This is a genomic window from Candidatus Liberibacter africanus PTSAPSY (assembly GCF_001021085.1).
Lineage (GTDB): Bacteria > Pseudomonadota > Alphaproteobacteria > Rhizobiales > Rhizobiaceae > Liberibacter > Liberibacter africanus.
The window spans coordinates 472,417-485,624 of record NZ_CP004021.1 but is presented as its reverse complement, the minus strand read 5'-3'; the positions used below and the strand labels follow the sequence as shown (position 1 = coordinate 485,624).

The following is a 13,208-nucleotide window of genomic DNA, read 5'->3' as shown; positions in this document are numbered from 1 at the left end:
TCCTTTCTTACATTTCCACCCAAACATTGGGATTTTCTACGGGCAAAATCGCTCCTGTTTTGTGACATTTGTAATCCGTTGGCAAAACCCGCCTTAGTTCTCCGTTATAACTCTGCAATTCCATGTCCTTGACACACATGAGTCCTCTTTGGATATTACGACGAGCAGGTAACCCGTAATCTTTGATGTTTTTAAATAATTTGATTTGTCCTTGAGACATCAAAACGCTCACTCTTCTTTGAATAGAAGCCTCACTGCCTAGACTCGCTTTGTTATCAAAAGTTTTGCTAAATTGATTAGCAGTGTATACGTTCCCCTTGGATGCTTCCGATTGAATGATATTTAAAATTACATCTCGTTTGCGATCTCGTTCGGCATCCAACAATTTCCCGTAATCATGATTTGTTAGGCGTATACTGTTAGCGGATTCTTCTTCCCATTCCCCCGTGTTCACATCCCTGTAGACATGTTTTGTTGGTATTTTTTCTCCGTCTCTGGATTCAAAAAATATTTTCGTTTCATTGACATCTTCATCTTCCTTAAACAAAAGCATGCATGAGTTGTAATAGCGTCGTAGTCCACTAGCACCCGCTAAGGATTCAAAAGGGTTTTCTTCAACGTCTTTTTTCCTCATCTTTTTTGTGTGGTGGACAAGGATTAAACCTGCATTAGGGTTAATGCTTCTTCTCAACAATCCAAGACGTTCTTTAAGAAAAAAACGCATGGCGTCGTTATCATTCTCTCCGCCTTTTTTATCGCCTGTGTCAAAGACATCGTATAAAGGATCAATAGCAATGAGTTCTGTTTGTCCATTTTGAAGTTCGTTTGCTTTTTGAGAAAGATCATTGATGACATGCTCGTTAAGGGAAACTTCAAGACGGCTAGGGGTAAAAATCATATTATCATCATTCAGATCTCTTTGCTCGGGTGTGAGGCTCTTGATGGTTTGTTTTAATCTATTACGCATCGTATGAAAGCTGTTTTCCGACTGGATATAAAAGACTTTTAAAGGATGAGTGGGGTTCAAACCTAAAAAAGGAATTCCTGCTGACAAATGAACTAACATTGAAAGCAAAACATGGCTTTTCCCGACCTTGGGAGATCCCGCTAACACCATCAAACCGCCTTGAACCAAAAGACCTGAAGAAATGATATCGGCGGGTTCAGGTCTTTCATCAGCAATAACATCTCGCGGTCGAGCAACTGGAATGCCAGATTTGCAATCATTCCTTGTCTTTGGACAAGATCGAATGAATTCGACGATATCAATCCCCTCGTTGATGGCATCATAAGCATCCCATTTAGGAGGTTTGTCATTGGGGATGTTGAGGGTTGTCACTGACTGTGGGAGTTTTGACTCTAGGAGAAACTGCGTTAGTCTTTGAGAGTATTTTAACCCTACTTCATCGTTATCCGCCCAAATACAAATGTGTTTGTCTCGTAGTGGTGTCCAATCGGTTTTCGCAGGATCAGCAGAAGATCCTTGCATTGCTGTTGTGGCCGTGAATCCACTGTGAATTAAAGCTTCAGCACACTTTTCCCCTTCAACAACAACAAGCTTTTTTGCTTTTGCTAATCCTATCTGATTGTACAAAGGACGATGCGTTTGAGGCATGCTCGTCGTTTGTGTTGTGAAATCGAAAGGAGTATACGTTTTTTTGCCGTTAATGTCTTGACGAGTTATGCGGACAAGAGAATTTCCGAGTCTATCCGTATAAATCCATTCTTTGCGATGGATGACAGATGAGCGAGGAGGTTTAAAATCTTTTCCAAACCATCGAGCAATTGATTGCAAAACCTTAGGAAAATCTGATCGTGTATCTAATCCGTTGCATATTCCCCAAAGATCAAAAATATCTCCTTTATCTCCAGTAGCAAAATCATGCCAAAGACCACGATTATTTCCGTCCAACTCAACATTGAGACTATTCCCTTTCCCCCCTTGAATATTAGCGGTTCTGTATTTGCCATTTTTCCTTGTCCCGTTAGGAAGCAAATGTTGCACAACCGAATAAAGATGTTCAAACAATAGTCTTTCAGCATCTTCTCTGGTGAATTTAGGCGTTTCTTCGCTGATAACATCATTGAAATCAAGCCTGTTCATTCCAACACTTCCTTTTGAACTCACAAAAACGACAAAAGAAACATTCGGGATCTTCCGATATTCTGGGTAAAGAGTAATCTACTTTTGTGTCTTCAATGATGTTGACGGCTCTTTCGGTTAATTGTTGTGCAAGAAAGCCATCAAACGGCACACGTTCAAAATAGAGTTCTGAAGTATCCTTGTTAATCGCCATGAAGAGGGCGGGGTGTTCGTAGCATTCCATATACGCTTGATAGAAAGCGATTTGTGAAGCGTACACTGGTTTTGATTTGACAAGACCTTGTTGAGAAGTTGTTAACCATGATTTGTTGTTCATGGTTTTGCATTCCCAAAGACAAGGGGTAGCCAAATTAAGTTCTTCGGGAGCAGATGTGATAATACCGTCGATATGTCCTTGGATTGCCCCATCCCCTTGCGAAAAGCCAAACTGTTGTCCCGTCTCATCTTCAGTGAGAAGTTCAAATCCCGCTTGTCGCATCCATTCTATCGCTACCTTCTCCAATGCATGCCCCGTATCAAATATACGGCTGATTATCCCAGAGAGCTTTTGATCTGGTGGTGTTCCTGTCATATGGTATTGAAGTTTTCGTGGACAAGAATCCCCGATGAGGGAAGCCCCTAGATATTTTCTTGGCTCTCGTTCGGGTATTGTCTCGTCAATCAATGTGTTGATTTGCTTTGACAATGTCGTATTTAAATCCATCATTTTGCTCCCTCAATAGTTTTTTTAATTTCAGGAAGTTTGGCTCGCAGAGTGATTAAAGCGGATGCTTGGTACTTCGTTAAACTATAATCCTTAGCTAATGAGGGATGTAAAAGATTGAGTTGATTGACGGTAGCGGGTTGGTTAATCCATCTGTTGTTCTTATATGCTTTGTCCGTGAGTTCTTTGATGTTAATCCAATCATTAGCACGTGCTAAGCAATTAACTTTTGCCCCTTTCATTAAAAGGCGAATTTTTTTGTCTTCTTTACTCCCCCCAAAAGAAAACCAAATGCCTTTTTTATGGGTGATACATCCCCACGCATCAAATCCCGTTGCAACAAATATTCCGCCTTTTCCTAAGACGTTGTACCATTCAAACGGAGATCCTTTGAACCCATCCCATTCCTTCATTTGGAAATCAGCAATAACGATAGGATCTTTTTTTGCCTCTTGGATTAATATCCCTTCTTCTTCTTCTTTTCTTGTTCCTTTTTTTCTTCCCTTTAAGTTCACTTTCTGTTCTAAGAAACCATGTTTGATAAGGGAGATGCCAAAATCCATGACAATACAGTCTTTTTTGACAATGTTCGGATAAATTTCTGGATCAACAATACGTAATCCTCGTCCGATCATTTGCAAAACGGTTGATTTGTAAGAAGAAGGACGAAGCAAAACAACACAAGAGACAGGGGGACAATCCCACCCTTCCGTCAATACAGCAACATTGACGAGTACTTGAATGTTTCCTTGTTCAAAATCTTTTAAAACGTTAAATCGTTCCTCATCCCCCATATTTCCCCATACCATTTTTGCCTTAACACCGCTTGCAGTAAAAGTTTCGGTGACATCAGAGGCATGTTCAATAGTGGAACAAAATACCACAGTTTGCCGATCACCAGCTTTTTCTCGCCAATGACGGATTATCTCAGAATTAATCGGGGCAGTGTTCATGATATGAGATACTTGATCCATATCATAATCAGAACCTTTTTGTTGGATCTTAGAAAGTTCTTCTTTGATGCCTAAATCAATGACAAAGAAACAGGGCTTAACGAGATGACCAGATGCAATTAATTCTGACATGGTAATTTGATCAGCAACATTGCTAAAAGCTGTTTTTAACCCTTCGCCATCTCCCCTGTTAGGAGTAGCGGTCATACCAAGAATTTTACAATGAGGATTGGTTGTTTTTACCTGATTAAGAATTGTCTGATAACTTTTAGCCGTTGCATGATGAGCCTCATCAATCACCAACAACTCTATCTTCGGCATACTCATAAAATGATTGTTTAAAGTTTGCACCATAGCAAAACATACCTGTCCGTTCCAATTCTTCACTGATGCATTAAATCGTGATGTGGTAATATTTGGATTGACCATTTTAAACTTTGCTTCGTTTTGATCTGTTAATTCGTCTCGATGAGCAATCACACACGCCTTATTCACTAATCCACGCTGGAACATATGCCCTAACACCGCAGATAACATGATTGTTTTTCCTGCTCCTGTTGGAGCAACCGCTAAGGTGTTCCCATGCGTATTAAGGGCATCAATGGCTTTATCAACCAGTTCTTTTTGTCTCTCTCGTAATAACATGGTTTAAAATGGGACATCATCATTTAACGTATTATCAAACGCATTCGAATACGATCCTTGCGGTTGTTGGTATTGCGGTGAAGAGCTGTGTCCGTAGGGATTGTGTGTATCCCCCATCAACCTATGATAGTCTTTGTGATCTGGCGTTATGATTTTTGCGATCTTGTTGCGTGGATCATAATTTCCTTGTTCTTCAACTTTCACTTCAACCAAGAATACAAGACCCTCAAGCTCTTGATAATTGTTGAGTATGAAAGCTTTTTGAGCTTGGGGAGATTTGTCTTTAGGGGATACTCTTCGTGCTGAAGACAAAATGCCTTTAAGGAGAGAACGCCCCATATCTGCCCATTTGTTGCCGTTGTTTGGGCTGTAGAGACCTATCATATCAAAGATTTTTCTCTTGTAGTATTCTCCTTCAACTACAGTGTATTCGCAGTCTAAATAAACAGCACCTGTGTTTGTTGACTTTGTGGCATAGAAATCTAAACGTGTCCCGTCGTCTAATTGATTGCATGACCCTTGTTTAATATTGAGCTGGACTTTAACGATTGTTTTGTTTGGAATAGGACTACCGCTATCCACATATTCATCATTTGTAAGATCGATTACTGGCATTTTTTATTTTCCTCATTAATTATGTGTAAAGTTGCTGGCCGTTGGGCGAGGAGAGTTATTAATTTTTTCCATGATCTGACCCAAGTGTGGTATTTCTTGCAGATCCAATGCCCCCGACCTATCTTTTGCGGGATAGCCATAATGATTAATGTTTTGGCAAATAAAAGCCCTTGTTTGTTTTGATTGATCTTTAGGATCTGGAACTTTTGCCATGACCAAGACTTCATCAACGATACCAGACAATTCAAGACTTGTTTTTTGCCCCTCTATTTGGAACGAATAGAAAGGAATATTGCAGTCATCGGTTTTGCGATCTAAGATACCAACAAGCCAAATATTTTTAGTTCTTGCTCGTTGTAAATGAGAGATCCAATTGAGCATTTCTTTGGCATGCAAGCCATAAACAGATCGTATGTCTATTTGTCCACCGCGAGAAACCATTTCTGGCTGTTGTTCACAATGACGGAAACACATTCTTGCAGAACAGGTGATACTATCAATGAAGATTGTTTCGTACTTTTCGCATTGCTTTGCATCGCCAAATCTTGCACAAACCGCATCGTAATGTTTTTGGGAGTAGGGGACATCCTTGTCTCCAAGAGATGGATTTGCTCCCGCAAAAAATACGGCTAAATCTCGCAAGCCTTGCCAAGTGGTGGGTCGCAAGACATCTCCTTTCCACTCCTTAACAGGCAAATCTCCTGCTTCCAAATCAACAAAGAGTGTACTTTCCTCAGGAAGTGTCCAGAGAAGAGAGGTTTTCCCGATACCACTTTCACCAAAAATACACCCCTTTATTCCTTTTTTTTCACTTAATCTTTGATCAATTGATACGATCGGCAACATCTTTCATCTCCTAAAATACGTAGTCTTCTTCTAGTGGTTTTTGGGTTGTGGTCGGTGATGATTGTTCCTCAAATTCTATAGTTAAAATGTCTTTGTTGGATTTCTTGATATATTGTTGTACAGCTAATAGCTGTTCTGCTGTGATAAGACCTTTTTTCGCTAACATTTCTATACCTGTTGGAGATATAGGTTTTTTCTCATAGAAATGATCACCAAGAATTTTTTTACGAGATAAAGTAGTGTCTTTAACCCACCGTTTATCTCCTCTTCTTTTAATGGATAATTTCAAGTTTTGTACTTTAGAGCCATTGGCAAGTCTCCTTTTAACTTCCTCTTCAACCTCAAGACACCAGGCTTTAAGATCCAGGGATTCTTTGTAGGTTTCCGCCAATTCTTCATTGGTGAGTGATTCCAAATTTGGAAAACCGTTTTTGTTTGGAAATGGAATAATATTGCTCTTTGTTTGGTTCATAATTGTTATCCTTATAAATTAAGCGGGGAATTGATCGTCTGGATCATCGTAGACAGTGAGATAAAGCAGATACAGGATCGCAAAAACAAAGGCTGTCCCTGCCATTAAATTCAGCATGATGTTCCTCCTCTATCCGCTTCTTCTTTCATTTAAAAAATTTACTGGATCTTCTTGCCTTGTAACCTTTGTTTTTTGATCAAGTGCAAACTAGATAAAATACTCCTGCTCTAATCTCACTTCTAACCGACCATAAAGTGTGTAATGTGTGCCGAAGCATATCCCTACCAATACATTTCTTCCCCATTAACTTTTCGTGGCTTTCCTTATTCTCCGACATGGTCATCTCCTGCGAATGTCTGTTTGCTTTGAGGGTATTATTCGTCAATAAATCGCTATTGTCAACATTTAAAAGTAACATATTGACAAATTATTTTCTAGACACCCCCAACACCCTATGGTATAAAGAGGATCAACGTAACACTGTGGAAGAAGGAAACCCACTGATGGAAAAACCACTATTGGATACAACTAAATTCAGCGTTTTAGCACACTGTATTACAGATAAAGAGAACGTCTTAATTCTCCGTCTTAATCTGGGGACAGTGTCGGAGGATACCTTAAGACATATTGAATTAGAGGCTAAAGACAGTGCTAACGAGCTTTTGACACCCTTAAAACAAATCATAGATGAGATTGTGGCTAAAGACGAAAATAAACAGAGATATGGAAGTTACAATCCTGAGGACGACGTTTGCGAGGCGTGTCAATGACTAAATTTAAAGTGAGTTCTAATGTTTATGAAACGAAAAAAGGATTGATAACCTCGATTACGGCTACTGGCAAGCATGATGGCTTGAAGCTCCTTGTTAAACTAGATGAACAAGGGAAAATATCAAAGGAAAGAGAGCGGGAGATTAGGGGTAAGGTCATGGAGAGTTACACGCTAATCTACAGAGAGTTTTTTAAGGATGAAGACGATGAATAAAAGAGAAATTCCATCTGATGAAGAGTTAAAGCAAAGGGAAAAGGAAAGACAAAAGCGATATTACCTAAACAATAAAGAAGAAGTAAGAGAAAAACGAAAGCGATATTACCTAAACAATAAAGAAGAAATAGCAGAGTATCAAAGGCAATACTGTCTTAATAACAAAGAAGAAATAGCGGAGTATCAAAGGCAATACCGCCTTAATAACAAAGAAGAAATAGCGGAGTATCAAAGGCAATACCGTCTTAATAACAAAGGAAAACAAAGGCAATACCACCTTAATAACAAAGAAAAACAAAGGCAATATTACCTAAACAACAGGGAAAAATTAAGAGAAAGACGAAAGCAATACTATCTTAATAACAGAGAAGGAGCAGCCGAGTATCAAAGGCAATACCGTCTTAATAACAAAGAAAAAGTAGCGGAGTATCAAAGGCAATACCGTCTTAATAACAAAGAGTATCAAAGGCAATACCGTCTTAATAACAAAGAAAAAGAAGCAGAAAGACAAAAGCGATATTACCTAAGCAACCGGGAAAGAGGAAGAGAAAGACAAAAGCGATATCGCCTAAACAACAGAGAAAAAGAAGCAGAGTATCAAAGGCAATACCGTCTTAATAACAAAGAAAAACAAAAAGAGTATCTGCGTAAATCATGCTCCATAGATTACATAGAACCTCTCCTAGAGCCACTAGAACTAAGCAAAAAAGAAGAAGAGGCACTAGAAGCTAAAATAGCAAGATTGAAAGCAATGCCCCAAGAACAACTCCTTTATGCGAGGAAGTGATGCCGAATATCTGCTGGAAAGAACAAGCTAAACTCAGTACACAGAATGGGCTTAAAGCTTAAATCCACTTTTGAAGTACTTAAGGGCAAGCCTAACAATGTTATAGATTTTAAGAGGTAAAATGTATCAAAACACTTCCCACGCTGTTATGTCGCAACGTCTATCAGCACTAAATGATACGGATAATAAACTAATTAGAAATTGGAATAGTAAATCACAATCTATTGATTCATTAACTAAAAACATGTACAATTACTGACATGACCAATACAGCCGTAAAACAAAAGCCACATAAAGATAGAACCGATGTCCGCTTCGCAAAGTTAGAAACGGCTCTACCATATCTTGCGACTAAGGCAGAACTTAAAGAAGAAATAGCTAACGTTAGAGCTGATATTGCTAACGTTAGAACAGAACTTAAAGAAGATATAGCTAACGTTAGAACAGAACTTAAAGAAGATATAGCTAATACTAAGTCAGAACTTAAAGACGCTATTAACAGTCAAACTAAGTGGTTTATGGGTATAATAGTCTCTGTACTAGTGTCTACTATAGGGATACTGTTAAAGCTATCTAGCCATTAATCAATAACCTCTTGTAGATAGTGCCATCTACCGTAATAGCCTATTGTTCTCCCTAAAACTCTCCATCTTTTGGCTTTATCTTCAGCACTAGGAAGCGCATCGCATTCGCCGTCAGCCCACGAAAATGACAAATATCCGCTAGAATTCTCAGAAGGGTATTGCCAACGTTGAATCTCGGTTCCAAGTGGTGCATCCCCGAAGTTTCTATCCACTTGTAACCGGGCACATCGTATCGCTGTTCGTCCGCTTATTTCTTTCTTTATGCGTTGTTGTAATGCTTCTATGCTTTCTTTCTTTATGCGTTGTTGTAATGCTTCTATGCGAGCTTCTAGTGTTTTTAAATCAACAAAAGAAGACAGGCATTTTTTCAAATCCGCTATTTCTAGTTTTTGTGTATTAATAGTCTGCTTCAATAAAGATATTTTGTCTTCAAAGGACTTGTTTTCCCCATTAATAGTCTCAAATTGAGCGACAGTATCCTTTGTCTTTTGGTTTAGATCTTTTACATTCCCATCTAAAGTATCTGTCTTTTGGTTTAGATCTTGTATCTTCTGTGTAGCTTTATCTAATTCTAGTATTTTAGCAGATAGGAAGGAAACATCCTTATCCAGCTGGATAACATCAACGTTATCAACCTTGCTACCCAGAGCTGTAACAACTTCTGTGAGATTTTTTGCCCCTGTCTCTATACTATCTGTTTTGTTTTCTAAACGAGTAATCTGTTCAGCTACCTCGGCTTCAAACTTCTTCAGTTTCTCTTGAGCCGTTACAAGATTCTCTAGTTTTTTTTTGAGTGATGCAATATCACTAGGAGACGCATTCTTTAGGTCTTTGATCTCTTGTTCTAAACGCTTTATAGCTTCTTGGTTTTGAGTAATAGTGTTTTCAAGCAATGACTGAAGTTCATCTGGAGTAACAAAGATGTCCTTTAGGTTGCTAATATCATCTTTGGTAGCTGTCTCTGTTAGTCTTATTCCATGTTCTTCTAGAGTTTGGGTCTTATCTATTAGAGATAAAGAATGTGCTTGTATGATAGTCGCAGTGCTTTTTAATCCTTCTTCAAGATCTTGTTTTACTTTATCTATTAAAGATTTGATACTATTGAATTTTTCTGCAAGTTCTTTTTCTATTGTATCTACAGGGGATATCTCGTTTAACTCCAGCTTGCAATCGTCAATTAACCTTGTAGGGGGTACAGGATTGCTTTTTTTGACGGATTGAGCGATATACTTTAACTCTTCTCCCTCAAAAATATGTATAGTATCAACTTCATCATATTCAATCAAAAGAGTGAGATTGTTTTTACAACTGTCAACAGTGAAATCTTCTCCATATTCTAAAGGGAAATATTTTCCCTCCTTGATTACTTCCGCATGAATTGTTGTAGGGTCTTTAATATCCCAAGGAATATCGTACTTAGGAGTCATGCAAGCGTATGATATGGAACGCTCTTTAAGCCTTAATCGTCTGTAAGTCATTTCCTACCTCCTCCTCTTTTTACTTCTTGGATTTTTGGTGTTTTTAAAGGAGTTTTTGGTGCTTTTTTTTGATCTGTCTAGCTTTTAAATATTCGTGTATTAACAAACCCGCACAAGCTAAAAAGACAAGAATAGGAAATATAAACATAAAATAATCAACACTATCCATTATTTCTCCTCCCTATACAAAGCATCAAGAATAATGAAACCCGCATAAAACAGTATGAAACACGCTACGAAACCGAACATGAAATTAAGCATTAGTATCTCCTTTCCACACTCCTCCACGGTCAAAATATGTTATAAAGTCGCCACTACCCCCGTCTTCATCCCCGCTTGTTCCTGTATATATCCCCATAGATTTTAACGGGTTGAAATTTGTAAGCGCCGTTACTCCTCTATTAATAGCTTCCAGCTTATGGATTCCAACGAAGCCCGCTTCATCAACGATCTTTTCGAAATATTTAGAGGCTCTTAGTACTTCATCCAGTTTATCGCTCATCGGTATCTCCTTTCTTTGATTGGTCACTATTTATAAGATCTTGTAAATACGGAACGAGGATGCTCGAATTCCACTTCAAATGTTGAGTTGACCCATCACCATGTCGCATCTGCACATCACACATTTGACCCCCCAAATCCTCGCCCATAGGGGTCGGCACAAATTTACGGTTAATGCTTTTGATTTGAAGCCCTAAGCTAGTCAGCCATACGTTTAATGATTTAGGTCTCATTACAGGATTAAGCTTTTCTCCTATTACAGTCGGAGACACATACTCGTCATTACCCGCAGAGGGTAGGTGCTTAATAGCCATAGCCTCTAATTGGTCAACCCCCGTTATCTTCGTAACACCTCGGTTAACCCTCAGTAAAAGCTGATTGTCCTTAAGCCCCGCTTGCTTAGCTAATGATTCAAGATGCTTGTGAACCCTTAAAACTGTACTCGCTGAAGTGGACCTAAGCTTTGGTGCTTTCTCCCGTTGCCTCTTCTCAACTTCTAATTCCGCCCAACGGTCTATAATCCTAGCCCTCAAGTTTACATCGTAACCAGAAACTAAAATGAGACATTCCCTTTTAGGAAGATAATAGCACGGATATTCTTTTCCCCTTTTTATATAGCTCCCTTTAAAATCTGACAGCTCAAATTTGAGCTGTGAAACTTCTAAGTTTTCGAGCATAACTTCTACATCACGGAGAACATTTTTATGTTCTTTACCCGTTAACTCGGCAATCTCTCTACTGCTCATCGTCTTCACGTCCGATACCCTATTGATTCCCCGCATTACTTCTGGTATAGTGGTCATAATTGTTGTTTCCTTCTGGTTGTTAAAGGAACGCCCCCGAAGTGGGGGCGGCCTTCTAGACAAAACTTTAGTCTTTTGATACTTCCGAACCCGTTTTAAGGTGTTCTTCATACTTCTGATCTACCTTAGCTTGGAACTCTTGCTGTTCTTGGTGGGATAGCTGGCAAACCGCATCACAAAGTTGCTCAGGAGTTAGTTTCTTAGGTTCATCACTTAAATCACAACTTGCTAATAAACCACTGACCACCATTACAGATGCTACTAAATAAGTGTTGTTCATTATCTTTTTCCCTTTCATTACTATGCTCCTTCTGACTAGAAACCACTAAAGATGCTAGTGATTTTTAAACGGGGGTGGGACAAATATGGAGATAAAAAAACCACCCCCAAAACCCAATCGCTTGGGTATCTCTTAAATCTAATTGGCGTAATAATCCCGTTTATGCTCCTCGTCAGGATGCTCACAGTCTTCACAGCTATCGTCTAATAAACTCCAAAGATCATCAACTTCAGATAACCTGAGTTCTAAACGCCGTTTGTGAGCCTCAGCTAAAATAACAATCCGCTTAACTTCCTCAATTAACTCCGCTAATACGTAAGTTCGAATTGAGCGATCCCGAAATTGAATTAGTTTCTTAGCCGTCTTCGAAGATCTTTCAAGCTTCTCGACTAGCTCTACTTCGTAGTCGGGGTCAGGCTCAACGTTCATCCGAGGGTTTACAGTGCTTGAAAACTCGTAGTTGGCTTCAATCTCTTCCATGCAATGTTGCTTTAATTGTCCCATTTGTATTCTCCGTGCTTTAATTATACTGCCCCTTAAAAGGAAGACAGACGTAGATTAAGCTACGTTCCACTTTTTAAACCTCAATTGAACCCTTGGAAAAATATGCAAACCCTAAAGGTTCAAAAGGCTCGAGAGTAATAGCTAAGCCACTGTTTGGAATACCAATGAAAGCTATTACTTGTGAGGTATTATTTGTCAATAAATCGCTATTGTCAACATTTAAAAGTAACATATTGACAAATTATTTTCTATAAAGCCCTCTACAAACCTTTACTAAGTTTCTGATTTGGGGTATAAATAGTGGTATGAAGGAAGATGCAAAAAAAACCTTAAATTGGCAGGAAATAGGGCAACGCTTTAAAACTTTACGTGAGAGCAACAAGCTCACCCAAGCACAAATAGGCGAAGTGTCTAAGCAATTGCGAAGTGCAGTGTCGAGACTTGAACTAGGCTTGCAACCCGCTAGCATCAACTACGCTTTGTTTTTACGTAATGAATTTGGTGCGTCTTTCGACTGGTTGTATGACGGGATAGATACCAAGATTAAAAGTTCCGATAGGCTCGAGAAGAGAATTATAAGCCCTATGGAAATAGGCGAAAGACTTAAAAAAGTCAGAAAAGAAGAGGGAATGACCTTAAAAGAATTTGGAGAATGGGTAGGTATATCCTACGGCGCCGTTAGCAATATAGAAAACGGACACAGAACACCCGAACTCAAGACCGCACTAAAGATTAAAAGAGCCTTAAACAAGCCATTAGACTGGTTGTACTTTGGCGATGAAGCAATCATACCAAAAGGTAAGATGAGATCTAAGTATCTGCAACGTGCGACTGCAACTCAACTCAACTCAACTCAACTCAACTCAACTCAACTCAACTCAACTCAACTCTCAGTGGGCTCAAAACGCAAGTCAAGGAAGTTGTAGATGTTGTGCACAGATTTCTACA

At 39.0% G+C, this 13,208-nt stretch carries 16 protein-coding genes; 5 read left to right on the top strand and 11 right to left on the bottom strand.

The annotated features are described in order from the left end of the window. Positions 1-7: 7 nt before the first annotated feature. The 6 genes from G293_RS02250 to G293_RS02225 are packed head-to-tail and all read right to left on the bottom strand — an operon-like array spanning position 8 to position 6,338. Positions 8-2,104 carry an AAA family ATPase gene (locus G293_RS02250; protein WP_052775015.1) on the bottom strand — a complete coding sequence of 699 codons (2,097 nt, stop codon included), beginning with the start codon at positions 2,102-2,104 and terminating at the stop codon, positions 8-10. Beyond that, the gene (locus G293_RS02245) at positions 2,091-2,810 is read right to left on the bottom strand and encodes a hypothetical protein (protein ID WP_047264129.1); all 720 of its coding nucleotides are present in this window, start codon (positions 2,808-2,810) and stop codon (positions 2,091-2,093) included. Before G293_RS02245 ends, G293_RS02250 begins: the two co-directional genes overlap by 14 nt. After that, a complete protein-coding gene (locus tag G293_RS02240) occupies positions 2,807-4,405 on the bottom strand; it encodes a DEAD/DEAH box helicase (RefSeq protein WP_047264128.1) in 1,599 nt (532 codons plus the stop codon). Before G293_RS02240 ends, G293_RS02245 begins: the two co-directional genes overlap by 4 nt. A gap of 3 nt (positions 4,406-4,408) precedes the next feature. Then, a complete protein-coding gene (locus G293_RS02235) occupies positions 4,409-5,020 on the bottom strand; it encodes a hypothetical protein (protein ID WP_047264127.1) in 612 nt (203 codons plus the stop codon). Between the two features lie 15 nt (positions 5,021-5,035). Beyond that, entirely contained in the window at positions 5,036-5,866 is an 831-nt protein-coding gene (locus G293_RS02230) for an ATP-binding protein (protein WP_047264126.1), read from the bottom strand. Between the two features lie 10 nt (positions 5,867-5,876). Further along, a complete protein-coding gene (locus G293_RS02225; protein WP_047264125.1) occupies positions 5,877-6,338 on the bottom strand; it encodes a DUF2800 domain-containing protein in 462 nt (153 codons plus the stop codon). A gap of 482 nt (positions 6,339-6,820) precedes the next feature. Here G293_RS02225 and G293_RS02220 point away from each other — a divergent pair, with 482 nt between their 5' ends. The 4 genes from G293_RS02220 to G293_RS02205 all read left to right on the top strand — a co-directional run bounded on the left by G293_RS02220 (position 6,821) and on the right by G293_RS02205 (position 8,694). Continuing rightward, positions 6,821-7,108, top strand: a complete 288-nt coding sequence (locus G293_RS02220) for a hypothetical protein (protein ID WP_244464450.1) — start codon at positions 6,821-6,823, stop codon at positions 7,106-7,108. Further along, complete coding sequence (locus G293_RS02215; protein ID WP_047264123.1) at positions 7,105-7,323, top strand: hypothetical protein; 219 nt, start codon at positions 7,105-7,107, stop codon at positions 7,321-7,323. Before G293_RS02220 ends, G293_RS02215 begins: the two co-directional genes overlap by 4 nt. Then, positions 7,316-8,110, top strand: coding sequence for a coiled-coil domain-containing protein (locus G293_RS02210; protein WP_047264122.1), 795 nt, complete (start codon positions 7,316-7,318; stop codon positions 8,108-8,110). Before G293_RS02215 ends, G293_RS02210 begins: the two co-directional genes overlap by 8 nt. A 260-nt stretch (positions 8,111-8,370) precedes the next feature. Beyond that, a complete protein-coding gene (locus G293_RS02205) occupies positions 8,371-8,694 on the top strand; it encodes a CCDC90 family protein (RefSeq protein WP_047264121.1) in 324 nt (107 codons plus the stop codon). Here the strand turns inward: G293_RS02205 and G293_RS05430 are convergent. From G293_RS05430 to G293_RS02180, 5 genes are all read right to left on the bottom strand, one after another. Beyond that, positions 8,691-10,172 (bottom strand): hypothetical protein, encoded by a 1,482-nt coding sequence (locus tag G293_RS05430; protein ID WP_083965945.1) that lies wholly within the window; start codon positions 10,170-10,172, stop codon positions 8,691-8,693. The genes G293_RS02205 and G293_RS05430 overlap by 4 nt on opposite strands. A 253-nt stretch (positions 10,173-10,425) precedes the next feature. Continuing rightward, positions 10,426-10,674: a hypothetical protein gene (locus G293_RS02195; RefSeq protein WP_047264120.1), complete on the bottom strand. Its 249-nt coding sequence runs from the start codon at positions 10,672-10,674 to the stop codon at positions 10,426-10,428. Further along, entirely contained in the window at positions 10,664-11,419 is a 756-nt protein-coding gene (locus tag G293_RS05920) for a Rha family transcriptional regulator (RefSeq protein WP_244464449.1), read from the bottom strand. Before G293_RS05920 ends, G293_RS02195 begins: the two co-directional genes overlap by 11 nt. 124 nt (positions 11,420-11,543) lie before the next feature. Further along, on the bottom strand, positions 11,544-11,774 hold the full coding sequence (locus G293_RS02185; RefSeq protein ID WP_200897315.1) for an SEC-dependent effector SDE5640: 231 nt from the start codon (positions 11,772-11,774) through the stop codon (positions 11,544-11,546). A gap of 120 nt (positions 11,775-11,894) precedes the next feature. Beyond that, a complete protein-coding gene (locus G293_RS02180) occupies positions 11,895-12,185 on the bottom strand; it encodes a hypothetical protein (protein ID WP_244464448.1) in 291 nt (96 codons plus the stop codon). 506 nt (positions 12,186-12,691) lie between these two features. Between G293_RS02180 and G293_RS02175 the strand changes: the two genes are divergently transcribed. Beyond that, the gene (locus G293_RS02175) at positions 12,692-13,186 is read left to right on the top strand and encodes a helix-turn-helix transcriptional regulator (RefSeq protein WP_244464447.1); all 495 of its coding nucleotides are present in this window, start codon (positions 12,692-12,694) and stop codon (positions 13,184-13,186) included. The last annotated feature ends 22 nt before the right edge of the window (positions 13,187-13,208 follow it).

Excerpts from the sequence above, each read along its gene's own strand:
- G293_RS02250 (WP_052775015.1), bottom strand. The coding sequence starts at position 2,104 with ATGAACAGGCTTGATTTCAATGATGTTATCAGCGAAGAAACGCCTAAA.
- G293_RS02245 (WP_047264129.1), bottom strand. The coding sequence starts at position 2,810 with ATGATGGATTTAAATACGACATTGTCAAAGCAAATCAACACATTGATT.
- G293_RS02240 (WP_047264128.1), bottom strand. The coding sequence starts at position 4,405 with ATGTTATTACGAGAGAGACAAAAAGAACTGGTTGATAAAGCCATTGAT.
- G293_RS02235 (WP_047264127.1), bottom strand. The coding sequence starts at position 5,020 with ATGCCAGTAATCGATCTTACAAATGATGAATATGTGGATAGCGGTAGT.
- G293_RS02230 (WP_047264126.1), bottom strand. The coding sequence starts at position 5,866 with ATGTTGCCGATCGTATCAATTGATCAAAGATTAAGTGAAAAAAAAGGA.
- G293_RS02225 (WP_047264125.1), bottom strand. The coding sequence starts at position 6,338 with ATGAACCAAACAAAGAGCAATATTATTCCATTTCCAAACAAAAACGGT.
- G293_RS02215 (WP_047264123.1), top strand. The coding sequence starts at position 7,105 with ATGACTAAATTTAAAGTGAGTTCTAATGTTTATGAAACGAAAAAAGGA.
- G293_RS02210 (WP_047264122.1), top strand. The coding sequence starts at position 7,316 with ATGAATAAAAGAGAAATTCCATCTGATGAAGAGTTAAAGCAAAGGGAA.
- G293_RS02205 (WP_047264121.1), top strand. The coding sequence starts at position 8,371 with ATGACCAATACAGCCGTAAAACAAAAGCCACATAAAGATAGAACCGAT.
- G293_RS05430 (WP_083965945.1), bottom strand. The coding sequence starts at position 10,172 with ATGACTTACAGACGATTAAGGCTTAAAGAGCGTTCCATATCATACGCT.
- G293_RS02195 (WP_047264120.1), bottom strand. The coding sequence starts at position 10,674 with ATGAGCGATAAACTGGATGAAGTACTAAGAGCCTCTAAATATTTCGAA.
- G293_RS05920 (WP_244464449.1), bottom strand. The coding sequence starts at position 11,419 with ATGAGCAGTAGAGAGATTGCCGAGTTAACGGGTAAAGAACATAAAAAT.
- G293_RS02185 (WP_200897315.1), bottom strand. The coding sequence starts at position 11,774 with ATGAAAGGGAAAAAGATAATGAACAACACTTATTTAGTAGCATCTGTA.
- G293_RS02180 (WP_244464448.1), bottom strand. The coding sequence starts at position 12,185 with ATGAACGTTGAGCCTGACCCCGACTACGAAGTAGAGCTAGTCGAGAAG.